At 44.5% G+C, this 25,096-nt stretch carries 24 protein-coding genes; 10 read left to right on the top strand and 14 right to left on the bottom strand.

Annotated elements, in window-relative coordinates:
• Positions 1 to 2: 2 nt before the first annotated feature.
• The 3 genes from ACUC6J_RS12785 (at position 3) to katA (ending at position 3,300) form a co-directional block, all read left to right on the top strand.
• Positions 3 to 902: a TIGR02452 family protein gene (locus tag ACUC6J_RS12785; protein ID WP_340864840.1), complete on the top strand. Its 900-nt coding sequence runs from the start codon at positions 3 to 5 to the stop codon at positions 900 to 902.
• A gap of 49 nt (positions 903 to 951) precedes the next feature.
• On the top strand, positions 952 to 1,554 hold the full coding sequence (gene cysC / locus ACUC6J_RS12780; protein WP_017427014.1) for an adenylyl-sulfate kinase: 603 nt from the start codon (positions 952 to 954) through the stop codon (positions 1,552 to 1,554).
• Between the two features lie 288 nt (positions 1,555 to 1,842).
• Entirely contained in the window at positions 1,843 to 3,300 is a 1,458-nt protein-coding gene (gene katA, locus ACUC6J_RS12775; protein ID WP_447248943.1) for a catalase KatA, read from the top strand.
• A gap of 121 nt (positions 3,301 to 3,421) precedes the next feature.
• Here the strand turns inward: katA and ACUC6J_RS12770 are convergent, their stop codons facing one another.
• The 7 genes from ACUC6J_RS12770 to ACUC6J_RS12740 all read right to left on the bottom strand — a co-directional run bounded on the left by ACUC6J_RS12770 (position 3,422) and on the right by ACUC6J_RS12740 (position 11,378).
• A complete protein-coding gene (locus ACUC6J_RS12770; RefSeq protein ID WP_447248942.1) occupies positions 3,422 to 4,732 on the bottom strand; it encodes an MATE family efflux transporter in 1,311 nt (436 codons plus the stop codon).
• Positions 4,699 to 5,541 carry an ABC transporter ATP-binding protein gene (locus tag ACUC6J_RS12765; RefSeq protein WP_447248941.1) on the bottom strand — a complete coding sequence of 281 codons (843 nt, stop codon included), beginning with the start codon at positions 5,539 to 5,541 and terminating at the stop codon, positions 4,699 to 4,701. The genes ACUC6J_RS12770 and ACUC6J_RS12765 overlap by 34 nt, the downstream gene beginning before the upstream one ends.
• Positions 5,534 to 6,370 (bottom strand): ATP-binding cassette domain-containing protein, encoded by an 837-nt coding sequence (locus ACUC6J_RS12760; RefSeq protein WP_447248940.1) that lies wholly within the window; start codon positions 6,368 to 6,370, stop codon positions 5,534 to 5,536. The genes ACUC6J_RS12765 and ACUC6J_RS12760 overlap by 8 nt, the downstream gene beginning before the upstream one ends.
• Positions 6,371 to 6,377: 7 nt before the next feature.
• A complete protein-coding gene (gene nikC / locus ACUC6J_RS12755; RefSeq protein ID WP_447248939.1) occupies positions 6,378 to 7,232 on the bottom strand; it encodes a nickel transporter permease in 855 nt (284 codons plus the stop codon).
• A complete protein-coding gene (gene nikB / locus ACUC6J_RS12750; protein ID WP_447248938.1) occupies positions 7,229 to 8,173 on the bottom strand; it encodes a nickel ABC transporter permease in 945 nt (314 codons plus the stop codon). Before nikB ends, nikC begins: the two co-directional genes overlap by 4 nt.
• Before the next feature lies 1 nt (position 8,174).
• Complete coding sequence (gene nikA / locus ACUC6J_RS12745; protein ID WP_447248937.1) at positions 8,175 to 9,710, bottom strand: nickel ABC transporter substrate-binding protein; 1,536 nt, start codon at positions 9,708 to 9,710, stop codon at positions 8,175 to 8,177.
• A gap of 204 nt (positions 9,711 to 9,914) precedes the next feature.
• Positions 9,915 to 11,378, bottom strand: coding sequence for a DHA2 family efflux MFS transporter permease subunit (locus ACUC6J_RS12740; protein WP_173426155.1), 1,464 nt, complete (start codon positions 11,376 to 11,378; stop codon positions 9,915 to 9,917).
• A 137-nt stretch (positions 11,379 to 11,515) separates the two neighbouring features.
• Here ACUC6J_RS12740 and ACUC6J_RS12735 point away from each other — a divergent pair, with 137 nt between their 5' ends.
• From ACUC6J_RS12735 to ACUC6J_RS12725, 3 genes are all read left to right on the top strand, one after another.
• Positions 11,516 to 12,085, top strand: a complete 570-nt coding sequence (locus ACUC6J_RS12735; RefSeq protein WP_025364963.1) for a TetR/AcrR family transcriptional regulator — start codon at positions 11,516 to 11,518, stop codon at positions 12,083 to 12,085.
• Positions 12,086 to 12,280: 195 nt separating this feature from the next.
• Positions 12,281 to 12,532, top strand: a complete 252-nt coding sequence (locus ACUC6J_RS12730) for a YolD-like family protein (protein WP_025364962.1) — start codon at positions 12,281 to 12,283, stop codon at positions 12,530 to 12,532.
• Between the two features lie 37 nt (positions 12,533 to 12,569).
• Positions 12,570 to 12,776: a hypothetical protein gene (locus ACUC6J_RS12725; RefSeq protein WP_107733557.1), complete on the top strand. Its 207-nt coding sequence runs from the start codon at positions 12,570 to 12,572 to the stop codon at positions 12,774 to 12,776.
• Positions 12,777 to 12,902: 126 nt separating this feature from the next.
• On the opposite strand, the gene ACUC6J_RS12720 is transcribed toward ACUC6J_RS12725, so the two are convergent.
• Positions 12,903 to 13,232 (bottom strand): DUF3817 domain-containing protein, encoded by a 330-nt coding sequence (locus ACUC6J_RS12720; RefSeq protein WP_016820809.1) that lies wholly within the window; start codon positions 13,230 to 13,232, stop codon positions 12,903 to 12,905.
• A gap of 330 nt (positions 13,233 to 13,562) precedes the next feature.
• Between ACUC6J_RS12720 and ACUC6J_RS12715 the strand changes: the two genes are divergently transcribed.
• A complete protein-coding gene (locus ACUC6J_RS12715) occupies positions 13,563 to 15,602 on the top strand; it encodes a fibronectin type III domain-containing protein (RefSeq protein WP_447248936.1) in 2,040 nt (679 codons plus the stop codon).
• A 112-nt stretch (positions 15,603 to 15,714) separates the two neighbouring features.
• On the opposite strand, the gene ACUC6J_RS12710 is transcribed toward ACUC6J_RS12715, so the two are convergent.
• Entirely contained in the window at positions 15,715 to 16,596 is an 882-nt protein-coding gene (locus ACUC6J_RS12710) for a helix-turn-helix domain-containing protein (RefSeq protein ID WP_016820811.1), read from the bottom strand.
• Between the two features lie 185 nt (positions 16,597 to 16,781).
• Between ACUC6J_RS12710 and ACUC6J_RS12705 the strand changes: the two genes are divergently transcribed.
• Positions 16,782 to 17,813: a quercetin 2,3-dioxygenase gene (locus ACUC6J_RS12705; RefSeq protein ID WP_102998032.1), complete on the top strand. Its 1,032-nt coding sequence runs from the start codon at positions 16,782 to 16,784 to the stop codon at positions 17,811 to 17,813.
• Positions 17,814 to 17,823: 10 nt separating this feature from the next.
• Entirely contained in the window at positions 17,824 to 19,161 is a 1,338-nt protein-coding gene (locus ACUC6J_RS12700; RefSeq protein ID WP_080942678.1) for an MFS transporter, read from the top strand.
• A gap of 222 nt (positions 19,162 to 19,383) precedes the next feature.
• On the opposite strand, the gene ACUC6J_RS12695 is transcribed toward ACUC6J_RS12700, so the two are convergent.
• Genes ACUC6J_RS12695 through ACUC6J_RS12675 form a run of 5 tightly spaced genes read right to left on the bottom strand, consistent with a single transcriptional unit; the run spans position 19,384 to position 23,660 of the window.
• Positions 19,384 to 20,772, bottom strand: a complete 1,389-nt coding sequence (locus ACUC6J_RS12695) for a HAMP domain-containing sensor histidine kinase (protein ID WP_447248935.1) — start codon at positions 20,770 to 20,772, stop codon at positions 19,384 to 19,386.
• Entirely contained in the window at positions 20,763 to 21,422 is a 660-nt protein-coding gene (locus tag ACUC6J_RS12690; protein WP_447248934.1) for a response regulator transcription factor, read from the bottom strand. The genes ACUC6J_RS12695 and ACUC6J_RS12690 overlap by 10 nt, the downstream gene beginning before the upstream one ends.
• 37 nt (positions 21,423 to 21,459) lie before the next feature.
• Positions 21,460 to 22,218, bottom strand: coding sequence for a lantibiotic immunity ABC transporter MutG family permease subunit (locus ACUC6J_RS12685; RefSeq protein WP_447248933.1), 759 nt, complete (start codon positions 22,216 to 22,218; stop codon positions 21,460 to 21,462).
• A gap of 1 nt (position 22,219) precedes the next feature.
• The gene (locus tag ACUC6J_RS12680; protein WP_447248932.1) at positions 22,220 to 22,951 is read right to left on the bottom strand and encodes a lantibiotic immunity ABC transporter MutE/EpiE family permease subunit; all 732 of its coding nucleotides are present in this window, start codon (positions 22,949 to 22,951) and stop codon (positions 22,220 to 22,222) included.
• A 1-nt stretch (position 22,952) separates the two neighbouring features.
• Positions 22,953 to 23,660: a lantibiotic protection ABC transporter ATP-binding protein gene (locus ACUC6J_RS12675; protein WP_044786015.1), complete on the bottom strand. Its 708-nt coding sequence runs from the start codon at positions 23,658 to 23,660 to the stop codon at positions 22,953 to 22,955.
• A gap of 150 nt (positions 23,661 to 23,810) precedes the next feature.
• Between ACUC6J_RS12675 and ACUC6J_RS12670 the strand changes: the two genes are divergently transcribed.
• Entirely contained in the window at positions 23,811 to 24,938 is a 1,128-nt protein-coding gene (locus ACUC6J_RS12670; RefSeq protein WP_447248931.1) for an NAD(P)/FAD-dependent oxidoreductase, read from the top strand.
• The last annotated feature ends 158 nt before the right edge of the window (positions 24,939 to 25,096 follow it).

Raw genomic sequence — 25,096 nt, 5'->3', positions numbered from 1 at the left:
CCATGAAAAACACAATGAATTCCCGAAGTAAGCGGGATGCCAGGTCACATATGGCGCATGAAACATTATCCATTTTAGAGAATGGGCATTATACAAATACCAAACAGGTACAAGTAAATATAGCAAAAGAGGTAGGGAATGCGGTCACAGGCTCGAAGCTATATAGACCTTCTCAACTGGTAGCGATAAAGCAAGATGCAGAGCAAAGAATAAAAAGTATATTAGGAGCTTCTTCCGATGTAGTCGAACAGGCGATCATTAAAAAGATGGAAGTAACGGGAGAAAGTACGTTGCAGGCCGCACATAGACTCCAGGTCGAGGAGAAGCGGGAACACGTAGCTTGTTTGAATTTTGCATCAGCCAAAAACCCCGGGGGCGGATTCCTTGGAGGCAGTCAGGCTCAAGAGGAAAGCTTGGCTCGTTCGTCAGCGCTATATCCTTGTATTTCACAAATGGAGGAAATGTACCAACATAATCGGAAGCTGCGGAGCTGTTTTTATTCAGATTATATGATTTATTCTCCTCAAGTTCCTGTATTTCGGGATGATCAGGGAACATTGCTGGAAGAGCCGTATCTAGTCGATTTCCTGACCGCGCCTGCTGTGAATGCTGGAGTCGTGCATGAACGGGAGCCAGAGCAGGTCAATCGGATTGGAGAAGTTATGTTGGAGCGCATTCGTTACATTTTGGGAATGGCCATGCAAAACGGTGTAGAACATCTTGTGCTTGGTGCTTATGGTTGTGGAGTATTCCGCAATAAGCCGGAGGAGGTAGCCAGTTGGTTTAAACAAGTACTTGTAACTGAAGGATATGGATTCCTGTTTAAACGGGTTGTCTTTGCGGTATTGGACCACAAAGCAGAGCAGCGTACTTTAAACAGTTTTAAAAATGCTCTATCCTGATGTTAGAGACAGATTAAACATTAATACTGATGAAATAGGAGAGTGCTGAATGAACCCATCTTCCAACATTACCTGGCATGTATCAGAAGTGGATAAGCAAGCTCGACAGCTTCTGAACGGACATAAGAGTCCGGTGCTTTGGTTTACGGGGCTGTCTGGCTCGGGAAAGTCAACGGTATCCTCCACACTCGAAAAAGCGTTATATGCAAGAGGTATACGTACATTTATTTTGGATGGGGATAATGTTCGGCATGGTTTGAATCGCAATTTGGGTTTCCTGCCCGCTGACCGCAAAGAAAATATTCGTCGTATAGCCGAAGTGTCCAAGCTAATGGCCCATGCGGGTGTTCTAACGATTTGCGCCACCATTTCGCCTTATCGTGAGGATCGTGAAATGGTAAAGGACATTTTACAGCAGGAGGGCTGTTACGAGATTTATATCCGATGCAGTCTAGAGGAATGCGAGCGTCGTGATCCAAAAGGCATGTACAAGAAAGCAAGAGCTGGAGAAATCCAACATTTTACAGGGATTGATGCTCCATATGAAGTACCGCTGGAACCTGATTTAATCGTATCTACGGAAGGCCGGGAGGTAAAGCAGTCGGTACAGGATATTTTGGATTTTCTCGATAGAAAGCAGCTCTTATTATGATTTTATGATGAATTATATATGAATATTGTCTGAAAGTCTCTATAGCAAAACCTAAAGAAGTGATCAATGCGATCATTTCAGAATATAGAAATTGAAGTCACTTTATTGTAAATAAATACAGCACTATATTACGGCAAGCCTTAAGGGGCTTGCTTTTTTATTTGTGATTTTAAACTAATTCTAAATCCTAAATTATAATTATTATAAAAAAGTATTGATTTTTGTTTGTGCACAATTTATAGTGAAAGGCACAAGGTCAACCAATTCAATCAAGAGGTGATTTCAATTATGAGTAACCAACCAACGAACCTGACTACAAGCTGGGGCGCTCCTGTTGGAGATAATCAGAATTCGATTACAGCAGGCTCACGGGGGCCTGTACTAATTCAGGATGTGCATCTGCTGGAAAAATTGGCGCATTTTAACCGGGAGCGTGTGCCGGAACGGGTTGTTCATGCCAAAGGTGCGGGGGCACACGGATATTTTGAAGTCACTAATGATTTGTCTTCATATACAAAAGCAAGCTTTTTGTCCGAAGTGGGTAAGCGTACACCGATGTTTATCCGTTTTTCTACTGTGGCAGGTGAGCTAGGCTCGTCCGATACTGTACGCGATCCACGTGGATTTGCGGTAAAGTTTTATACAGAAGAAGGAAACTATGATCTCGTGGGCAATAATACACCTGTCTTTTTTATTCGGGATGCCATTAAATTTCCTGACTTTATTCATACGCAAAAACGCCACCCCCAAACGCATTTGAAAAATCCGAATGCGGTCTGGGATTTCTGGTCCTTGTCTCCTGAATCGCTGCATCAGGTAAGTATTCTCATGTCTGATCGCGGTATTCCCGCTACACTTAGACATATGCATGGTTTTGGCAGCCACACGTTCAAGTGGGTGAACGCCGAGGGACAGGCCGTATGGGTGAAATATCATTTTAAAACAGAACAAGGCATACAAAATCTCGATGTGGATTTAGCTGCGAAAATTGCCGGTGAAAATCCTGATTATCATATACAAGATTTATTTAATGCGATTAAAAAGGGCGATTTCCCGGCATGGAAACTTTATGTGCAGATTATGCCCATAGAAGATGCGGATACGTACCGTTTTGATCCATTTGATGTGACCAAAGTATGGTCTCAAAAGGATTACCCGCTGATCGAGGTAGGGCGCATGGTGCTGAATCGCAATCCTGAGAACTACTTTGCTGAGGTAGAGCAGGCGACATTCTCGCCGGGTTCATTTGTTCCTGGTATTGAGGCTTCCCCGGATAAGATGCTGCAAGGACGCCTGTTTGCCTATGGTGACGCACATCGCTACCGTGTAGGTGCAAACCATAATGCGTTGCCAATCAACCGGTCGCATGCGGAAGTACACAACTATCAACGCGATGGTGCATTGCGCAGTGACGGTAATGGCGGGGGATCTGTCTATTACGAGCCGAATAGTCTCGGCGGACCGAAAGAATCATCAGCTCACAAAATTGCTCCTTTTGAAGTGTCTGGCGAGGCACAAAGTGTAGCCTACGATCATCACGATCACTACACACAACCAGGGGACCTGTACCGCTTGCTGAGTGAAGAGGAGCGCTCACGTCTGGTCCGAAACATTGTAAATGCCATGAAGCCTGTAGAAAGTGATGAAATCAAACTGCGTCAGATCGGTCATTTCTATAAAGCTGATCCTGAATACGGGCGTCGTGTAGCGGATGGTCTGAGCTTGACCGTACCACAAGGCGAGTAGAAGGATTGGCAAACGCCTAACCTGAAAGCCGTATGAATAAATAATAAAAGGATGTCCCCACACCACATATATGGTGGAGGAGACATCCTTTGTTTTTGAGAGTCATGTAAAGCAGGGGCTACTAAATTCTCTTCAACCGAGGTAAGTAAACCACCAGAAACAGTGACCGTCCCAGGGCAAAGATGATAAAGGATAACCAAAGTCCATGATTCCCATAATGAGGAACGCACCAGAAGAGAGCAATCAAAAAGCAGACCAGTGAAATCAGCATCGAATTACGGATCGGATACGTTACCGTCATCCCTGTAAACACACCGTAGAATACCAGTCCCAGCCCGGCTGCTAGGGGAAAGACCACCAGCCACCCATTGTAAGGAGCTGTCAGGCTAATCACTGTAGTATTCCCTGTAAATAGCGAGATCAGCGGCTCTTTCAGTGCAAGATACAATCCTCCTGTCACTACACTGGTAACCAGTGTCCAGAACCAGGATAAATGAATAACTCTCTGCAGCATTTTACGATCTCCGGCACCACGAGCCTGTCCCGTCATGATGCTACTGGCGTTGGCGAACCCGTCAAAAAAGTAAGCCATAATGTAATGGATCTGCAACAAAATAGCATTTGCCGCCAACTGATCGGTTCCAAAGCTCGCACTGCGCGCCGTAAACAGATTAAACATCGTCAACAGGCAGGCAGTACGAATCATGAGATCAAGGTTCGTCGCCATGACACTTTTTAACCCTGAGGCACCGAACCATTCTCGCCAATTCCTCTGTCCGCTGCGCTTCCATTCTCTCCAAATCGGTGAACGGAACACCAGTACAAGACCCAATACACATGCAAGAGCTTCTGCAATCAGAGTAGCGCTTGCGACCCCAGCGACATTCCAATGCATGACCTGTGTAAATACAATAGCTAATAGCATATTAATCACATTCATGGATATTTGTAAAAATAGTGTAGCTTTCACGCGGGACAATCCCATCAGCCATCCGAGCAGCACATAGTTCACTAATGTAAGGGGTGCTCCCCAAATACGGATGTTAAAATAAATTGCTGCTTGCTCTGCCACATCCTGAGCTGGATGGATGAGCTGGAGAGAAGCTAGCAAAATGGGCTTTTGCAATACAATAAATACTGCACTAATGAGTAGAGCTATGGCAAGTGGGCGCATGAGAGCAGCTATGCCTTGATCGTTATTTTGTGCCCCTGCGGCTTGTGCTGTGAAAGCTGACGTACTGACTCGCAGAAAGCCAAACAGCCAATATAAAGTATTGAAAATAAGAGTACCGACTGCCACGCCGCCTAAATAGGCAGAGTGGCTTAAATGACCGATTACTGCTGTATCCACCGCACCGAGTAGCGGGGTTGTAATCGTCGAAATAATTAAAGGGATTGCTAAAGCAAGATAGGCTCGGTGGGAAGGCAGCATGTTGAAAAAACCTCCAGTAACGATTGTGTATAGGGATGCCGATCCGAATGAAATAATGATTCCTTGGAAAAATGCTCAAGCACACGGCCATCTTTCATAACCATGATTCGATCACTCATAAAGTGCACAGCCGCCAGATCATGCGAGATAAACAGATAAGCCAGTCCAAACTCATCCTGCAAATCCTTAAGCAGATTCAAAACCGTGGCTTGTGTGGTCACATCCAAACTTGCAGTCGGCTCGTCCAATACGATAAAATCCGGTTCTGTGCTAATGGCACGTGCAATGGTTACACGCTGCTTTTCCCCACCACTGAGCTGATGTGGGAACTTATCCAGATAGCTGGCCGGAAGCTTTACCATACCTAACAGTTGTTCTGCTATATTCCGACGTCCGGAGGGCATACCCGCCATAAAGGAAGGAACATAGCACTTGAGCTGATCCAATGGCTCCAGCAGTGATTGCAGAATGGTTACTCTGGGGTTCAAAGCTGCGGATGGATGTTGAAATACCGCCCCCAGTCTGCTGCGAATCCGTTTTAATTCACTTCGCTTTAATCCTCGAATGGACTGTCCGCCCAATCTAAGCTCACCTTGATCAAACGGGTCCAATGTTAAAATACAGCGAGCGAGTGTGCTTTTCCCACTGCCGCTTTCTCCGACAACACCCAGACATTCTCTGGGCAAGACCGACAGAGTAACATCGTGCAGCACAGTTTTGCCCCCAGTGTAAGCCTTCGTCAAACCGGAGACGGTAACAACAGAATTAGGGCTGTCTTGCCACTGAGCGCAGGCGGCTTGATTATTCATGTACTGTGCTCCTTTCCGGTGCAAGCTGTTCATCAGTGCTATTGCATGGCAAACGCGAAGGAGCGCCTGGAGACAGCGGCGGAATAGCCGCCAGCAAGCGACGCGTATAGGGATGGACTGGATGGTCTAGCACCGCTTGCGTTTGGCCAGCTTCAACCAAAACACCTGTACGCATTACTGCAATTCGATCCGCATACTTCCGTACATGCCGTAGATCGTGAGTAATCCACAAGACGGAAATTCCCGTTTCCATCCGGATTTGATCAATGAGCTGGAGTACTCGGTGTGCAGTGAGCGTATCCAGCGCAGTTGTGGGCTCGTCGGCAATAAGCAACTTTGGTTTTAGAAGCAGTGCAGCTGCAATAGCCGCTCGCTGCAATTGACCGCCGCTGAGCTCGAATGGATAGCTGCGGTACACACGTTCGGCGGGAAGCTGTACGTGCTCAAGCACCTCGATACAACGCTGTTTACGCGCTTTACGGTCTTGCTTGCCGTGAGCACACATCAGCTCGTCAAGTTGGCTGCCTACACGTAAAAAAGGTGTAAAAGCCCCGTGATAATCTTGAAAAATGTAAGATATTTCACTGCCAAGCAAGGAACGTCTTTGTTTAACAGGTAGGGCAAGCAAATTCTCATCATTCCACATGATGATTCCTTCAGCGCTAACAGAAGCGGGGAGCAGACCGCCAATAGCGAACGCAGTCATGCTTTTACCGCTGCCGCTTTCGCCTGCCAGAGCACACCATTCTCCCGGATGAATGGCAAGTTCCAGTTGTTCTACAATCGTTTTTGCTTTTGTCCGAATCGTTAAGCCTTCAATAGTCAGCATGTATAGTTCACTCCTCTGACCGGGTTCTAACATCATATCGGTCGCGTAGCTTGTCTCCAAACACGTTCGCCAGTAGCACGGTGAGTACGACAGCTATGCCGGGACCAAGCATTAAATGGGGTGCCATTTGAAAATATGCACGCCCTTCATTCAACATCGTTCCCCATTCGGGAATGGGCGGCTGAGGACCTAAGCCCAAAAAAGATAGAGAGGCGATCATTAAGATGATTTTGCCGATATCCAGCGTAGTCAGTACCAGTACATTCCCAATGGCATGGGGCAGAATATGCCGCATGACAATTCGCAGGGAGGAGGTACCCGCAAGTATCGATAGCGAAATGTAATCCTTTTGCTTTTCAGCCAGAACGGTACTGCGCACCAAGCGGGCATAACCAACCCATTTTACTGCAGACACCGCAAATATAAGATTCCCTAAGCCTGGTCCAAGCAGGCCGCTTAGCACAATGGCAAAAATATAATCAGGCAAAGTCATGAAGGCATCGACTACACGTTGAAATACACGATCCACCCAGCCTCCAATAAATCCTGACAGCAGACCGAGGGGAACCCCGAAAACCAGTGAAACGATCAAAATCAACAAACTGGTTCCGACTGTCGTCCGTAGTCCTGCTATGACTCTCGACAGCACATCTCTACCCAAATGATCGGTTCCTAGCCAGTGCATTGCGCTGATCGGTTGAAGTCGACTTCCCATTTGGATATGATACGGATCTTGCGGAGCTAAGAAGGGTATGACTGTAATGGCTGTAAGAATAAACAGGATGGAAAGTGATCCGATCCATGCTTTGGACAATCGTGCCCTGGTGAACTGCCTGTTTTCCGCATGTACGGATTTTATCATGATAAACGTTTCTCCTTCAAAGCAATTTCAGGATTGACCCAACGGTAGGACAGCTCTACCAAGATATTGAGACATATAATGAATATGGCCATAAAAATTGTATAGCCCTGTATAATGGGGTAGTCTCTCGCGGCAATTGCATCCACAATCCATTTGCCAAGCCCCGGATAGGCGAATAGCACTTCGATCACCACCGTACCTCCCAATAGGCTGCCAATGCTCTCGCTGAACACCGTAATAAGTGGAACTAAGCTGTGACGGAACATGTGTCTGAAAAAAATGCGAACCGGACTGATTCCACGCGCTTGCGCTGCTTTGATAAAATCCTGCCCCGAGCTTTCAATCAGACTTGCGCGAATCATTCGTACATAAACAGCCGCCATTGCCAATCCGAGGGTAAGAGAAGGGAGGACTAAGTGGAAAATAGTTCCGTCTCCCATAGACGGCAAAATACGCAATTTAACCGCAAACCATTCGATAAACAAAAGACCTAACCAAAAGCTGGGAATCGAGGAGCCAATTAAGGCAAACACACGACTGGCATTGTCAATCCAGCGGTTACGGTACAGCGCAGACAATGTGCCCAACGGGAGAGCTATCAGCAGCATAATGAACAGGGAGCCTCCAGTCAGGAGGAGTGTATAAGGCAGCTTTTCTATAAACTCTGTCAAGACTGGACGATGGGTTAAATAAGATTGTCCAAAATCCAACTGGAGCAACTGAACCAGCCACTTACCATATTGCACAGGCAATGGCTGATCCAGCCCCAATTGGCTACGCATATCTGCAATTTGCTGATTGGATACAGCTATATCATCTACTCGAAGAATGCTCCGAACGGGATCGCCCGGAACAAGCTTAAGCAGACAGAAGCTCACAAAGGAAAGAATAAGAAAAAACAACATAAACGTCAGAAACTTTTTGGCAATGGATTGAAACATGCTAGTTCACATCCAAGTCCTGGGTCAGCAGATAGTATTCACTTTGGCTGGTTACCCAGTTATGTACGTAATTACGATAGGCCACTACGTTGTTTGGATGAACTAGAAAGGATTGCAGATTTTCTTGGTCAATCAGCGTGACAGCCTTCAGCGCCAGCTTGTTGCGCTGCTCCTCATTCACAGTTGTGTTCAGTTGTGTAATCATACGCTCGAGTTCTGGTATATGCACACGACCGTAATTCAATGCTCCCTCCGGCATATAGGCCGCATTCAGGAAATAGCTTGCATCGCCGCGCGGGGCTGTAATGTTACTGTAAGTCGCCAAATCCCAATCCTGATGAGCGGCCAGATATTCATCAATATTATCAACCTGACGGATATCAATCGTAATGCCAAGCTCCTTAGCGTTAGCCTGAATCAGCTGCGAAATGAGTGGAAGCTCTGCTCTCGACTGGTAGGTTAACAATGTAAGATGAAGGGAGGACCCGTCAGGATTCGTAACTTTTCCGTTCTGCACTGTATATCCAGCCTCTTTGAAGCCTTCTCGCGCCGCATTCAAATCAAACTTTTTCGTAATATATTCCGGTGAAAAAGGAAAATCCGGCAAGAACGGACCTTGCGCAGGGGTTCCCTGACCAGACATGATACCGCTCGCAATCTCATCCCGGTTGATCAGATGATCGAATGCTTTGCGCACAGCTGTCTTTTTCAGATCATGATTGTTCATATTGTAAATAACTTGGTGCGTCCGCAGGCTGGGGAGAGAGTCAACTTTAACGGTAGAATCAGCTTTCAAGAGCTCCAGACTTTCAATGGGCGGACGGTACACAATATCGGCTGTTTTAGCTTGAAATGCAAGCTGACGTGCATTGGCGTCTTCGTTAAACATGAACTTGGCATGTTTCAGCTTTACTTCACCGTTCCAATAGTGCTCGTTGCGCTCCAGATTCAGTTCACTTCCGGCACGGAAACTGGCAACCTGGAACGGCCCCGTTCCCGATGGGAAGTCACCTGTGGCTGTGGTGTCCATAATTGCGGTATTCGGATGAACCAGCTCAGATACAAATTCCGGGAAGGGCTTGTCCGTCGTAATGCTCAAGGTCTGCCCTTCTGCATGAATATCACGGATATGTAGTGCATTTTTGACCGATGGATTGAGCTTTAGCGCTCTCTCCAGAGAGGCTTTGACAGCTGCGGCATCTACGGCTTTACCGCTATGGAATTTCACGCCTGGTCGGATGCTAAAGGTCCAGTGTCGCCCGTCCTTACTATCCCATTTCTCTGCAAGCCAAGCTTCCAGCTTGAGATCCTTATTCACTTTGATCAGTGTTTCATTTACTCCAGCACGAACGGCTGTGTAATTAATATCTGTATGAGGATCAATAGAAGGGCTTTGCACGTTGAACAATAAGGTGACACTCTTATCTTGTGGTGCCGTAGAGGATGTGGATGTAGTGGATGGAGATGAAGCACAGGCTGTCATCATCACCGCCATTACCGCAGGGATACATAGTTTGAAATATGAACGTTTAAACAACAGGGAGTCCTCCTTAATAGTAATCGTAATTTTTACGTTTTACTCCGTGAGTCATATCGTAACCAAATGAGGAGGATTTGTAAATATGTAATTATATGAATACCAATCTAGATTCGTAAAAAAAGGCTGCTTAACCATAAATGAGATGGTTAGCAGCCTTTAAATTTATTCAGGTATTATATTTGGAATAAAAATAATGGTTAATTAGTGCATGGGTGCTTTAGCAGTGCCATGTTCAACATGAACTCTGCGAATGAAAAACGCAAGGATCAGACCGATCACGCTGATGACCATTGCAAAGAAAAATGAATTCTGAGATCCGATTACCATGGCATTAGCCATTTCATTTACGGATTGAGGCATGCTGGATTGGCTCAAATAGCTGTCCATGCCTTTGGAGAGAATACTTACCGCTACGGCAGTACCGATTGCACCAGCGACTTGCTGGAGCGTACTCATAATAGCCGTTCCGTCTGGGTATAGATCCATAGGGAGCTGGTTTAGACCGTTAGTTTGGGCTGGCATCATAATCATAGAAATGCCGATCATCAAGCAGCTATGCAGCACAATAATGAGTACGAGCGTGGATGTCGTTGTAATGCCTGACAGGAAAAACAACACAGCAGCCACGATTACAAGTCCTGGAATCACAAGCCATTTGGGACCAAATTTATCGAATAAGGAGCCCATAATAGGCGACAAGAGACCGTTGATAATCCCACCGGGCAGAAGCACCAAACCTGCTGTTAAAGCGGACAAGGCCAGCCCTTTTTGCAAGAACAGTGGAAGAATCAGCATCGTAGAAAGGATCGTCATCATACATAAGAACACCATGATAACGCCGATCACAAACATTGGATATTTAAATACACGCAAATTCAGCATAGGTGCCTTCATTTTCAACTGTCGTACAGAGAACAAAATCAACGATACCACACCGACAATCACAGGAAGCAAAACAACCAAGCTGGTCCAGCCTTCGCCACCTTCTCCGGATTTACTGAAACCAAACACGACACCGCCGAAACCAATGGAAGATAGGATAATAGATAAAAGATCAATCTTGGGCTTGGTCGGTTCTGAGACGTTCTGCATAAACAAAATACCGCAGATCAGCGAGAGTACCAGGAACGGAAGAGAGATCCAGAAGATCCAGTGCCAAGATAAATTTTGTAGCACCAGCCCTGCAATAGTAGGCCCTACCGCAGGTGCAAACATAATAACCAATCCGATAATTCCCATAGCCGCGCCTCTTTTTTCAGCAGGGAAGATAATTAAGATGGTGTTAAACATTAACGGCAATAACAGTGCTGTACCAATGGCCTGCAAAATGCGTGCGATCAATAACACTGAAAAGGTAGGGGCAAGCGCCGCAACGAGACAACCAGCTATTGAGAACAGCAACGATGCTACAAACAGCTGTCTTGTAGTAAAGGTTTGAAGCAGCAATCCCGATACAGGCACCAAAATACCAAGTGTCAGCAGATAAGCGGTAGTCAGCCATTGGGCTGTTGCTGTTGTAATATGCAAAATCTGCATCAAATCATTCAACGCAATGTTAAGTGCCGTTTCACTGAACATTCCAATAAAGCCACTAAGGAGCAGGGCAATCATAATAGGTAGCACCTTGAACGTCTTGGGTTCAGAGGGTGAACTTGTTTGACTCATTGTACTCATGTTGTTTTTGTTCCTCCAATAAATTAATGGGTATTGAATTATAACGATCGGTCTATATATAATAAACATGCTATTATTTTTTTGTCAAAGTAAAAGTTTCAAATATTATATAATGAAGGATGCTGTATATGGCTGCTAAACCCGAATCATATGAGAATATCGTACAAACGGCGTCGAGACTCTTTTTTCACCAGGGGTATCATGCGACCGGACTGAATCAGATTCTTGCGGAGAGTGGATCGCCGAAGGGATCACTTTATTATTATTTTCCACATGGTAAAGAAGAGTTGGCTTTGGAGTGCATAAGAAGAGGGAATGAGTTTATTAAGCAAAAATTAAAACAGGCACTGAGCGGAAACGAAAATCCTGTAGTAGCCATTCAGGATTTTATTCGTCATACAGCTGAGGAGGCAGACCGTCTCGGCTTTGACAGCTTCATGCCGATTGGCTTCTGGGCTGCTGCGGAAACTTCCTGTATCAGCGAATCGCTACGTCATGCTTGTGTGAATACGTTTACAGATTGGCAGCACATTTATATGGAGCGTCTTCAGGAATCGGGCTTGGATGAGGAAAAGGCACACAGCCTGGCGGTACTGATCATTTCAATGCTCGAAGGTGCATTAATTTTGGCCGTTACGCAACAGAGCAGTGCTCCTATTTATAACATCGTGGATTACATTCCACAATTGGTCAAATGACTTAGCTGGTCAGTTTTCAAGCGCCCCTAATGAGCTCCAACAAGCGACTTTAGAGAGTCGATGTTTTCATTTTTGAGAACTCGGCTTTTTGGTGCATCCTGGGATGTAATTTTACTCACATTACCAGCACCAAATGATGAAAAGTATGGTAAAATGGAATGAATTTGATTTTGCGCGAAAGGAAGAGTGATGCAAGTGGCAAAAGCGAAGGTACCCAAACGGCCTACTCGGGATGAATTTGTACTTGAGGAAATCGGTAATCAGCTTGTAGAAGCACAACAAGAGCAATCCGAAGTTGTATTGACTGTATGGGGACGCGAAGAAGCAACCCGCGGACAAATCGTTAAAATGGACCCGAGAACAGGCAAGGTTCATGTAGAGAGTAATGGAGAAACGGATAAGGTTCCTTTTATGGATATCATGAGTGTAAATTACCCGAGAGATTAGTTGTGATTACATAAATATAACAGAAAGGGATGAAAGAATGTCAAAGTTAGGCGTCTCCCTTACAATCGGTATTTTTATGATCATCTTTTCAATGATTTTCGGTTTTAAAGTATATATAGTTGTTTCTGCTGCTATGTTCGGATTTTTTGCATATCTAGCTGTAGCAGGATATCTCAAACGTAATAACCAGGATGATCCGTCAAATGATGGCTATTATGAATTTTTGGAAAATGCCAGGAACTAATAATTATTATTCATGAATAAAAAAACAACCGAGTGGTTTACAGCCATCGGTTGTTTTTTTATATTCTGCTATATAAGTGGTAAAGAGAACACCGCATGGCTGCGTTGACCTAGGCCTGGTATAGGTTTATGTAGCTTTGATCGGGCTGGCATGATTGGTGCGGGCTGCGGCTTTCTTAAGCACCTTACGATCGAAAATGAAGGGGCCGAACGGCAACAGCGAGGCAATCAAGGCTGCAAGCCCTTGCAGCAGCGTAATTTTACGCAATATCAACATGACTAACGTGGCAACCACATAAGCCACAAACAGTACCCCATGGATCATTCCCACCCAGCTTACCATTTGCGGCATTCCAGCTGCGTATTTAAGTGGCATGGCAATACATACAAGCAGCAAATAAGAAATCGCTTCAATATTACCAATGGCACCAAACGTTTTAAAAGCATTTTTGAACATAATAGACCTCCTTTTTCTGTTACTTAAAATTTAATATATCCTATAATGCAATGTTATTAAACGGTAGAAAGTTACGATATATCGAAAATTTACAGCTAACTCTTAATATTTACTTTGATACTCGGGTCACAACGTCCGGGTTGTTTAGATTAACGTAAGAAAAAAATGAGGTCTAAACATTTGGTATGGAAATTCCGATAACAGTTAAATGAACGTCTGTACGTTATGGTATATATTTTAAAAGCTGGATTGCAGCAGAAGGGTTTGTGCGTTTACTTATTCGTTTTGACAAATAAAATATCCATACTGGTATCAAGGAGAGCATAAAACATGAATAAAAAACGTTTGCGTCAATGGATGGCTCCGTTCGCAACGGCTACACTGATTTTGAATACGGGATATGGCATTTTGGGACCCGATGCAGTGGCTAGCGCGTTGCCGACTGAAAGGCATAACTCAAATCTGACAGGTTTGAATAGTGCACAATCACATACCAAATTAGCAACCGTTCAAGGGCGCCAAATGCCGTTCACTTCTGGCGCGAAATTGACTTCGTTAACTGGTCAGAAGACCACTCTTAACCAAATGATAAAAGTAATGTCGAGCCAGCTGGTTACTTCGAATATTGCGCCAGCAGATGTAAGCAGTCTTACTGCGGTTCCTACAGAAACAACAAAAGTAAATTTGTCTTGGATCAATCCGTCGGACATCAATTTTGACCACGTAAAAGTGGTTAATGTCACTAATGATGTATATGTGGATAACATTCGAAGCAACTCGTATATGATGAGCGGTTTACAGCCGAATACGACATATACCTTTCGCGTAAAAACGGTGAACAAGAGTGGAGACGAATCTCTAGGTACGACAATACAGGCTAAAACGGCTTCCGTTGATGGTCCTGTAGATAAGACACCCCCAGGAGAAGTAAGCGGGCTGACCGCGACGAATATAGGATATAATGGATTTACCATCAATTACATATTGCCTAAGGATGCTGACTTAAGCCAAGCGATTATTTATTTAAATGGTACTGAGATTCAGAGAACCACAGGCACGTCTTACACGTTTAATGTCTTGAATGCTGCTACAGCCTACAATGTAACGGTCAAAACGATAGATAAATCCGGAAACATATCTCAGGGAGTTAGTATTCCCGTTACAACGTCTTCAGTCTCTACCGATATTGTGCCCGAAGTGACAGGTGCTTCAGTGACATCAGTTAATAACTATAGCGTTACTGTTTCCTGGACAAGACCTAGTGGAATTAGTACAGTCAGCCTGTATAAGGATGGCCAGCTGGTAACGGATTCAACAGGATCATCCTATACATTTAACAATCTATCGGCAAGCCAGACATACACATTCACGATAAAATCCAAGCGAAGCACAGGTGCGTTGTCTTCCGGTGTGAAACTGACTGCCACAACGGACAGTACGTCCTCCAATTCGTCAGAAGTGTCCAATCTTGAAGTCGATAGCAAAAGCGACACCTGGATCAAAATCACCTATGACATGCCGAGCAGAGCAGAGAAGGTGAAAATATATGTTGATGGCGATTATAAGGGAACCACAAGCTCAGAATCCTATAAAATTACGGATTTACGAGAGGGACGCTGGTATGAGATTAAGGTCATAACCGTAAATAGTAGTGGTAGGGAATCTAGTGGTGTAAAGATATCCGAACGCACGAATTCGGATGGTTACTACTCTTCGTCCTCTAGTTCATCGAACTATGAGAAAGCGAGAGATTTAATGCGGATTGCGGAGAACAGTCTAAATGCGTCCGACTGGCGTTCTGCCAGAGATGCGATTAGTGATCTGCCAACCGGTACACGTAAAAGCGATCTGCTGGATCGATTGGAGGCTATTCGCAATAGAGCATTAGGCACCGGCAGTTCATCGTCCGGGACAAGCTCTACTACCACCACTTCCGGTACTACGACGAATTACACGAACAGTGCGGTTGCTTCCTATTCAACGTCGTTCACCCTAACACCAGGAGCTAAAACAGCTTATGTGGATGGTCGGGCTACAACGATAGCTCAGGCGCCGAAAATCATAAATGGCGTAACGATGGTCCCGTTACGATTTATCAGTGAACGGGTGGGTTACGATGTAAATTATGAAAAAGGCACCAAAAAGATCATTCTGAATCGTCCTACAGACGGCAAACAAATAGTACTTCAAGTCAAGAATTCCACACTTGCTGTATATGAGTTAAACAACTCCCGGAATTATTCGACGAGCATCACTGCTCCAGTTATTGTTAACGGCTACACGCTGGTTCCATTACGAGTCATCAGTGAGCTTTCGGGTTATCAGGTAAACTATAATGCAGCATCCAAACAAATTACGATTACCAAATAAATACTCCTAACAAAAAGAGTTCTAAAGTAAAAAACTTTAGAACTCTTTTTGTTAGGAAATGTACATGAACATGCGAAAAAGGGAGCTTTTAGACGCCCGTAAGATCTACGCATTACTGAATATTCGAACAGGCATGAAAGCGAAATTCATGAGGGGTTAATCCACATCGTTCCTTGAAGATTCGATAGAAATATTTCATATCATGAATACCGACTTCAAGTGCGATCGTTTGAACGCTCCAATGAGTATCTAATAGTAAGCTACAACTCTCGTGAATACGAATATCCTGCAGCATTTTGGTGTAGGTCATGCCGCTGGCTTGTTTAAATTTGCGTTGAAATTGCCGTGAGCTAATTAAGAATTGCTTGCAAATTTGGTCAACAGACAACGGATTTTTATAATTTCTGGTTATATCATCAATCGCATATTGAATGGGATCGGTTATGATTGGCTTGGAAACATGAGCTATTTGTTGCATGGCGTGGCTGATATGTTCTAATAAATCGATTAAGTATAAATAAAGTTTATATCTAAATCCGGTGGATTTACATTTTTGCTCCATTTCAATAGTGTACATAATTTTAGCAAATTCTTTTGCATTTTCACGAACTTGAATATAGTCAGTACATTCCCGAAAAAGAAGGGCCAAACGATAGAAATCCTCTTGAATTTGGCTATCAGCAGGCTCTCCGGGCAATGTTAGTATTTGCTTGTCAAAAAGACAGTTCATAACCTCAAGCGGTGTATGATCTGTTGTATTACTCTGAACAAAGAGATGTTCTTTTCCATAAGGGATAAAAATAATATCTCCCTTGGAGACGGGCAACGTTTGTGTAGAAAATTTTAGTGTGCCGTTACCTTCCTTGATATAAGATATTTCGTAAAAATCATGAGCGTGTTTTTGAATATTTCCTTCTATTTGAATAGGACAAAGAGAAATTGGAGTCCCATTTGTGAAATTATGGTCTAGATAATATGCCTCTTCGCTAACCAATGCGATCCCCTCCTTTGTTGGTAGAAAGCACACCATTTTTTAGTCATAAATTTTATTATATCAATTTTTAAGATGTATTCAATTGGTACAGGTCGTAATTGCCCATAAGCTGTCGCTCATGACCATTTAAGTGAAAAATCGAAACTATTAAAATTTTAAATATAAATACAAAGGAGGATAACATGATGAGTGTTAGTTTAACTACAGAGCTTCCAGAAGAAAAAAAGCCATATTTGCTGCGTAGCGGGGATGGAAGAAGGTATGTATTTGGTCAACAGGTAGCTACTGTTATTGCCGATTTTAAAAGCACTGGGGATGTACTCGAATTAACGACGATTTCAGGTGGGAAAGGAGAGACCTTTCCGCTACACAAACATAAAGATGCTTTTGAATCTATCTATGTAATGGAAGGTAAAATCGAATTTATGCTCGATGGAGTGAACTATTTGTTGACTGCCGGAGACTATGTTCATATCCCTCCTGGAATCGCACATGCGTATCGAATGGCTGGGCATCGAAATCGCTTTGCTTCCTATTCGATTAAAGGTAATCTCACGGCAATATATGAGCTTTTAGGAGAGCCGTATCCTTACTTTGAACATCCAACCACAGCGATGAATTCGTATTCTGAGAATCAATTGACGGAAGCTTCCAATAGAGCAGACATTGTATTCCTTCAAGATGCTGTTCAATGGGGGGAGTATAACTCGCCTGAAGAAAGCCATAATCCAAGAAGCGTAGCTCCTTATGTTCTGGAAAATGGAGAGGGAGACCGGTTGCTCACTGGAGACCAGCTTCACAGGATTCTAGCTACTCAAGAAAATACGAACGGGGAATACATTTTTGTAGCTTCTGATGGCCCGAAAGGAGACCCCATTGTTGAACATTTTCATAACCACCATACGGAAACTTTCTTCTGTGTGCAGGGACAAATGACGATGTGGGCAAACGGAGAAGAAGTAAAACTATTCCCTGGAGATTTTCTTCATGTACCTGCAGGAACACTTCATTCGTATAGACTGGACTCTCATTATACGAAAGTCGTAGGTATGTTGGTGTCTGGATTGTTCGAACCTTTCTTCCGGGCATTGGGTGAACCGCACGAAACATACACCTTTCCAACAGAACCAGGCCCGCTCCGTATGGATCGTGTAATGGCTATTATCGACGAACTTGATCTGAACGTGGTGGCTAAATCTCCGCTCGATCGTAAGTAGGGAGGACGCAGTGTCAGTTAACAATCGCACCAAACAATCTGAGTCCTATGCTATTATCTGGATACTCGCATTTGCAATGGTGATTTCAGTGATGAATTCCACCATGTTTAATGTCGCGCTACCTTCACTACGCGAAGAATTTCAATTATCCTCTTCCCAAGTAAGCTGGGTTGTAACAGCATATATTATTATTTATGCTATTGGATCAGTGGCTTACGGAAAATTGGCGGACATGTTTAGGTTGAAAAACCTAATTACCTTTGGATTATGTTGCTTTGCGCTAGGATCTATAGTCGGCTTTTTTTCTTCTAATTATTGGATGGTTATTGTGAGCAGAATATTCCAATCCATTGGGGCGTCTGTTGTTCCGGCCTCATCCATGTTGATCCCGATTCGCTATATATCAATCGTAAATCGTGGCAAGGCTTTGGGGATTACTTCTGCCGGAATGGCTTTAGGGACGGCAATAGGCCCAATTATTGCTGGTTTTGTTATTGGATTCGCAAGCTGGCGTTACCTATTTTTAATCTCATTTTTAATAATTGTTACCATTCCTCTTTTCAGAAGGTATTTAATCAATGAAGCACCTTCAAAAGGAAAAGCTGATCTCATAGGAGGTATTTTGCTTGCCGCTTCCATTACGCTGCTGCTGCTCTCCATTACTGGTCACAGTTGGAGCTATTTCGCGACTACGATCCTCATATTCGTATTGTTCATTATTCGTATTAACAAAACAGGTGAACCCTTTATTGAACCGACACTCTTTAAAAATACAAGATATACGATAGGGTTGATTATCGCTTGTATGGTTCTTACCCTTAATTTATGTGTTCCGTATTTGATACCGCAGGTGCTGAGTTCATTACATCACTTGTCCTCTATAAACATAGGGCTCGTAATGTTTCCCGGTGCTTTGATTGCTGCATTGCTTGGGCTGGTAGGTGGGAAAATCGCGGATGCAAAGGGCAACCGCTTTGTATTCTCGTTGGCTTTCCTATTCCAAGTGATAGCATATCTTATATTAGGTATTTTTACAGAGGCGGCCCCAGCAGTTATTGCGATCATTTTAATTCTAGCGAATACTGGGTTAACGTTCGCTCAGATTACAATGGCAAACACCATTTCTCGAACATTAAGCGGTAAGCAAACCGGAGTTGGTATGGGTATCTATATGATGGGAAGCTTTATGGCGGGGGCTATCGGAACGTCTATTTTAGGATCCGTACTTGATCAAGGAGCACAAAGTCAAAGTGTGTTCAGCTCTATTTTTTGGATTATGGGCATATGGATCATAGGATTTGCCATTCTTTATTTTTCAGTTTTCCGTAAAAAAGCAACATTCGTTTAGCAACACATACAGTAATCCAATAACCACGTTCCTTATAATAATCGCCATAGCCTGTGCCAGGAGTGTTTTCATTCCGATGGCAAAATGATAAAACGCTACTGACCTTCGTATGTCAGTAGCGTTTTATATCGTTTCAATAACAAACGAGGAAGAGGGGGGAACTTAGGAAATCGATCCAACCTAATAGCTACTACTTATTTTGGTGGTTTTAACATTAGGTCATCAATGCACCGATGGTATCTCAATGCTTACTTGTCCGCCGCCTGTCTGGGTAGAGTTGGCGATGATCAACTGTCCGCCATGTAGGTTCACAATGGATTTTGTTATATATAGGCCCATACCGTAATGTCCACTTAATCTTCTGGACGAATCACCCATATAAAATTGCTCTGCTGCTTGTTTGAGGCCTTCAGGAGAGAAGCCCGGGCCTTCGTCTACGATGCTGAATCGAATACATTCTTCCACAGACTCTACAGTCAGCCGGATTTCGCTATTTTCTGGTGCTTGATCTACCGCATTAGAAGCAACATTCATGATGGCTCGCTCAAGCAGAACGGGGTCTACATACAACGTCTTAGGGAGGTTGTATGCAGCAAATGCGACGGATGTTTTTTTGACAGCAGCCAAGGCCTTTACCTGATCTTTCACCTTCGTTAAATAGTAGTCCGTATCTATCGTTTCCGCCTGCAGGGTGGCTACTGTTTCTGCTTTTGAAATTTCAATAAGAGTTTTGATATACTGTTCCATTTGCCTGGTGCTCTCCGCTATATAATCGGTATAGTTCTTTTGCTCTTCCGATTGATCGGTTTCGGACAGCAGCTCTACGTTTCCTCGAACGATAGTGAGCGGTGTTTTAACATCGTGTGCAAGCGCGGATATTTGCTCGCGGCGTGATTTTTCGAGATTCCATTGCTTCTGAAGCGAAGTCTTTAACGTTTCTTTCATTTTATCCATGGAATGGAGCACCTGATCGATCTCCATCACACCACTGAGCTGAATTGAGAAGTCCAGGTCCTGTGCCTGAATTTGCTTTGTAGCCTGCTGCAATCCACTCATTTTGCGCGTCAGCTTTCGTCCGAAGGAGGAAGCGAGTAGGGCTCCTCCCCCCAGGAAGGCGATACAAAACACGGCAAAAAAGGACAATTCCGCGTTCGGCAGATATTGACGTAGAAAAGGATGTTCAAACTGTGCCGAGACAGAGTAGCGCATCACAGTAACTTTATTATTATGTGAAACTTTTACATAGTTATAGGGAAATTGATAGGCAGTATTGCTCTGCTGCGTAACACTCCAAGCGGCTTGAGCCTGCTTTTCAGGAAGATTTCCCTCAATGTGGCGGCCTTCCGAAGTGAATAACGCATATCTATATAGTTTCTGCCGAGAATCCGGCTGTAGGGTCTTGCCAGCTTCAATGATTGCCTTATCCTCCCGTACTTGATTTTCAGCATAGTTCGCGGGAAGAATGGTTCCACAAGACATCAGGACATAGAAGATGAGGACCAGGAACAGCGCGAGCGCAATTGTCCCGATACAGAACATAACTAAATAGCCCAGGAAAATGGTTCGCAGTTTGGTTGTCTTGCGTACTTGCTGTACTTTGGCTACTTCCATCGGTACCCGATCCCCCAAACTGTCTCCACTGGCGAAACCTCTACTTTGCCAAGCTTGGCCCGGATATTTTTGATATGCTCCACAATGGTAGCGGAATCGCTGTCCCCCTCAAACCCAAAGACGGCTTCATAAATCTGCTCTTTAGAGAACACCTGGCCCCAATTTAGAGCTAAAAACTTACATATTTCATATTCACTTTTGGTAAACGGGATTACAACATTCTGAACGGTGATTTCCTTACCAGACAGATTAAAATGAACTTCCCCGATGCAGAATACATTTCGTCGTTCGCGATGCTCCCGTCTGAGATGGGCGTTGATTCGAGCGCGCAACTCTCCAGCCCCAAACGGCTTGACAATATAATCGTCAGCCCCTTCCCCAAGGCCCAACATCACATCGTTCTCCATGGATTTTGCTGTGAGGAACAGTATCGGACAGTCCACCTTGCTGCGAATTTCCCGACAGAGGGTGAATCCGTCCATGCTTGGCATCATTACGTCAAGCAGGATGAGGTCAAAGGCTCCAAGCTGCATGGTGAGAACCTGTGGGGAGGCGGAGACCACCGTGACAACATGGCCATCTTTTTGCAAAATATTTTGAAGGAGTGCCAAAACGGCGGTTTCATCATCAACGGCCAATAAGTTTGCCATGCTTAATTCACTTCCCTTGCTTTCTTTACTCTAATCTTTACTCCGATGAATTTTGTCCTTCCCAACGACCAATCCATAACCCTAATAATACCATGATGACTAAGGTCCCTACTACGCAATATCTGATTCCCAAATCAAGCTGTATAGTTTCAGGGATAGAATCTGCTGGGCTTACGCCGTATTGTACCCAGATCGTGATGAACCGGGCCGCCCAAGCAGGGGGGATGAATATCCAATTATGATCACCCAGCCCTGTAAGGAGCAAAGCAGACAATAGACTCTCCATGATGCCCAGACCGATAGAAGCTCCTTTGCCGAATCTCAAGCTAATGAAAAAATGCAGAAGATAAAGGAATACACTGGACATACACAGAATGCAGGCAGCCAACACATAAAACATCAAGCCATACGGGGACTCTTTCATCAGATATATATAACAAGCTCCAAAGCCGCCTGAGGCAAGCAGCACACTACCAAAGCCCAAGCACAGAAGCAGGCTAAGCTTGCTCAAAAAAGGTAGCAGCTTTACCGGCGAGGTCAAGAGGTGTTGGAAATTTCCAGCGACTGACTCCTGCTCAACAGCAATGGAGCATACAATACCAATCATGGTAGGAAGAGCCACAGCCAGGACCTGCAAATAGCCGTCTACCTTCGAGATTGGTGAGTATGGTGTAAAGGAATAATAGGCTAGAAAGATTGCTATACCTAAGAAGGGCACAAGCAACTGCACCAGCAATAAGGGCTGCCTCCTAAGTTTGAGCACATCAGATTTCAGATAGCGGAAGAAAGATATCATCTTACTTAGCCTCCCGCTTGCGGAAAGACATGGCCGTCAGGACGGACAGAATCATGAATAGACCAACTGTGATCACTAGGCCGGGCACAATTACGCCTCTATCCAAAAGTGGATCTTCTGAAGGAACAGCAAGCCCATTAGGCAGCACTTGAATGACGGCGCACATCAATCGCGCTGGAATAGCATAGGGTACCGCCCACCATATAGAAGACGTTGCGAACAAGATGGTGCAGGCTACATTGCCCAGCATGTTGATGATTAGGGTGGCAAACATGCCTATTCGGTCCGTTAAGAACAGGCAAAGTGGAATTTGCCACAAAAAGGTAACAAAAAGTATCAGAGTTGCAGCGACGCTTCCTGCTAGTGTCACAGAAGATGAGAATACGAATCTGCCAAGAGTTATTCCTACAAATAGGATAATAGATGAAACCATTAAGAGCCTTACGCAAACCCCGATTTTCCCGTACCATACCTGGGCCAAATCCACAGACATGCCGAGGATAGCACGGTATTTCAGCTTCTTGCCATCCTTTTGGATGACTCCTGAGCACATTAAGGTGAGAGCACCTGGCAGCAGCATGATATACCACCAATTGTAGCTTGCGCTTTGGAACATATGTCCTCCCATGAGCCCGGTATATAGAAGAAGAGTAACGATGGGAGCCAGCCAGACTAGCTTTTTCGTGAAGGAGCGCTTTAATTTTAAATGTTCGGCTGCTATGTATTGCTGCATGCTACTCACCTCCCTTTCGGTATTCCTGTGCAATCTGCATGAACAACGATTCCAGGTTTTGTCCTGAAGTGACCGCCTCTTGATAAGCTAATACGCCGCCAGCAATGATCCCAACATGGTCAACGATTTGTTCGACTTCGGATAGGATATGACTGGAAAGAATTACGGTAATTCCTTGCTTCGGGAAGGAGCGAATCAACTCGCGTTGCTCCTGTATACCAATGGGGTCTAGTCCGTTGGTTGGCTCATCTAAGATCAATAGCTTGGGATGATTGAGGAGAGCAATCGCAATGCCTAGCCGCTGTTTCATACCCATCGAGAACTGGCCCGAGCGCTTTTTCCCGGTATGGGTCAAATCTACAATGTTCAGCACTTCATCAATCCGCGAGTCAGGTAGTCCAAGCAACGTTGTGCGAACCTTCAGGTTCTCTCTAGCTGTCAAATTCTCATAGAGGGGAGGAGCTTCGATCAGTGCACCGATCTGAGCGAGATCTTTTCGGGACCAGGGTTTTCCTTGAAATAAAATCTCACCGGCCGTGGGGCGTAGCATACCGGTTAACATTTTTAAAGTAGTTGATTTTCCTGCCCCATTCGGGCCGAGCAGACCATACACGGAATTCTCCTGAATAGACAATGTGACGTTGTTCACCGCCTGTTGTCGTCTGAAGGTTTTGCAGAGATTTTTAGTCTGTAAAATAATGTTATCCATATCAGTTCATCCTTTTCATTCGTTCTGACAATTACTTTACAGATCAATTCTAAGAACTTTATAAGGATTGAAATATTAATGTTTCAAACTTTATGCATTCATGCAGTATTCGCTATAATGGATACAGTGATTTAGGAAAGGGATGTATTCATGAAGAAGGTTATCGTAATCGGAGCAGGAATTCTGGGGGCATCGACAGCATACCAGTTAGCAAAAATGGGCGCTGATGTCATTCTTGTAGACCGCGAAGATAAAGGACAGGCGACAGATGCAGCTGCTGGCATTATCTGTCCCTGGCTATCACAGCGACGCAATCAGGCTTGGTACCAGCTAGCCAAAGCAGGCGCACGTTTTTACCCCGGGTTGATTGAAGAACTCAAAAGCGAGGGAGAAACAGAAACTGGCTATGCTCAAGTCGGGGCTCTCAGTATTCATGATGATTCGGAGAAAATTAAAAAAATGCAGGAACGGGCACGCTTACGACATACAGATGCACCAGAAATCGGCGAAATTACGCAACTAAATCAAAAGGAAACCCATGAACGTTTTCCCTTGTTAGTAGATCACTATCATTCTGTTCATATTAGCGGTGCCGCTCGTATAGATGGTCGAGCGCTGCGTGATGCGTTGATCCGATCAGCCCAAAGAAATGGGGCAACCCTTATCCATGGGGATGCTGCGCTTCAGTATGATTCCGACCATGTAACCGGAGTAACGGTCGGCGCAAGCAGCTTCTCATCTGACGAAGTCATTGTTTGTGCAGGTGCATGGGCCAATCAACTGATGCTGCCGTTGGGCATTCGCTTTAAGGTTAGTTTTCAAAAGGCACAGATTATGCATTTGCAGGTTCCTGTCAAACAAGATACCGGCACCTGGCCTGTAATCATGCCGCCTACTGATCAATACTTGCTGGCGTTTGATCAACAGAAGATCGTAATTGGGGCAACTCACGAGAATGAAATCGAAGGCTACGATACAAGAGTAACAGCAGGCGGGATGCAGGAAATCCTAAATAAAGGTTTAGAGTTAGCACCTGATTTAGCAAATAGCACTTTTCAGGAGGTAAGAGTCGGTTTTCGTCCGTTTACCCCCGGTTTTCTACCGGTACTTGGAGCTGTCCCTGGCTGGAACGGTCTTATCGCTGCCAATGGGCTTGGAGCATCCGGGCTGACCATGGGTCCCTTCATTGGAGATCAACTGGCAAGATTAGCACTTGGGATGGCTTTGGATATTAACATCGATGATTACGATATTCGAAACGCTATTGATGAAAATTGACCTTTAATGTGGGCTATAGTTGAAAAGCATAAGAAGCCGCCAGTATGGCAGATTCTTAGCAAGCAATAAAAAAACAAAGGTCTAGTTAGCATAATACTAACTAGACCTTATTTGCCGAAAAACAACCATATATACTTATAAGTTGCCACTTATTTTGC

The organism is Paenibacillus sp. JJ1683 (assembly GCF_053006485.1).
Note: the sequence above shows the minus strand (reverse complement) of the source record. Positions and strands in the feature narration are given on the sequence as shown.

Coding starts and splice junctions, on each gene's coding strand:
- ACUC6J_RS12785 (WP_340864840.1), top strand. CDS start 3: ATGAAAAACACAATGAATTCCCGAAGTAAGCGGGATGCCAGGTCACAT.
- cysC (WP_017427014.1), top strand. CDS start 952: ATGAACCCATCTTCCAACATTACCTGGCATGTATCAGAAGTGGATAAG.
- katA (WP_447248943.1), top strand. CDS start 1,843: ATGAGTAACCAACCAACGAACCTGACTACAAGCTGGGGCGCTCCTGTT.
- ACUC6J_RS12770 (WP_447248942.1), bottom strand. CDS start 4,732: ATGCTGCCTTCCCACCGAGCCTATCTTGCTTTAGCAATCCCTTTAATT.
- ACUC6J_RS12765 (WP_447248941.1), bottom strand. CDS start 5,541: ATGAATAATCAAGCCGCCTGCGCTCAGTGGCAAGACAGCCCTAATTCT.
- ACUC6J_RS12760 (WP_447248940.1), bottom strand. CDS start 6,370: ATGCTGACTATTGAAGGCTTAACGATTCGGACAAAAGCAAAAACGATT.
- nikC (WP_447248939.1), bottom strand. CDS start 7,232: ATGATAAAATCCGTACATGCGGAAAACAGGCAGTTCACCAGGGCACGA.
- nikB (WP_447248938.1), bottom strand. CDS start 8,173: ATGTTTCAATCCATTGCCAAAAAGTTTCTGACGTTTATGTTGTTTTTT.
- ACUC6J_RS12740 (WP_173426155.1), bottom strand. CDS start 11,378: ATGAGTCAAACAAGTTCACCCTCTGAACCCAAGACGTTCAAGGTGCTA.
- ACUC6J_RS12735 (WP_025364963.1), top strand. CDS start 11,516: ATGGCTGCTAAACCCGAATCATATGAGAATATCGTACAAACGGCGTCG.
- ACUC6J_RS12725 (WP_107733557.1), top strand. CDS start 12,570: ATGTCAAAGTTAGGCGTCTCCCTTACAATCGGTATTTTTATGATCATC.
- ACUC6J_RS12720 (WP_016820809.1), bottom strand. CDS start 13,232: ATGTTCAAAAATGCTTTTAAAACGTTTGGTGCCATTGGTAATATTGAA.
- ACUC6J_RS12715 (WP_447248936.1), top strand. CDS start 13,563: ATGAATAAAAAACGTTTGCGTCAATGGATGGCTCCGTTCGCAACGGCT.
- ACUC6J_RS12705 (WP_102998032.1), top strand. CDS start 16,782: ATGAGTGTTAGTTTAACTACAGAGCTTCCAGAAGAAAAAAAGCCATAT.
- ACUC6J_RS12695 (WP_447248935.1), bottom strand. CDS start 20,772: ATGGAAGTAGCCAAAGTACAGCAAGTACGCAAGACAACCAAACTGCGA.
- ACUC6J_RS12690 (WP_447248934.1), bottom strand. CDS start 21,422: ATGGCAAACTTATTGGCCGTTGATGATGAAACCGCCGTTTTGGCACTC.
- ACUC6J_RS12685 (WP_447248933.1), bottom strand. CDS start 22,218: ATGATATCTTTCTTCCGCTATCTGAAATCTGATGTGCTCAAACTTAGG.
- ACUC6J_RS12680 (WP_447248932.1), bottom strand. CDS start 22,951: ATGCAGCAATACATAGCAGCCGAACATTTAAAATTAAAGCGCTCCTTC.
- ACUC6J_RS12675 (WP_044786015.1), bottom strand. CDS start 23,660: ATGGATAACATTATTTTACAGACTAAAAATCTCTGCAAAACCTTCAGA.
- ACUC6J_RS12670 (WP_447248931.1), top strand. CDS start 23,811: ATGAAGAAGGTTATCGTAATCGGAGCAGGAATTCTGGGGGCATCGACA.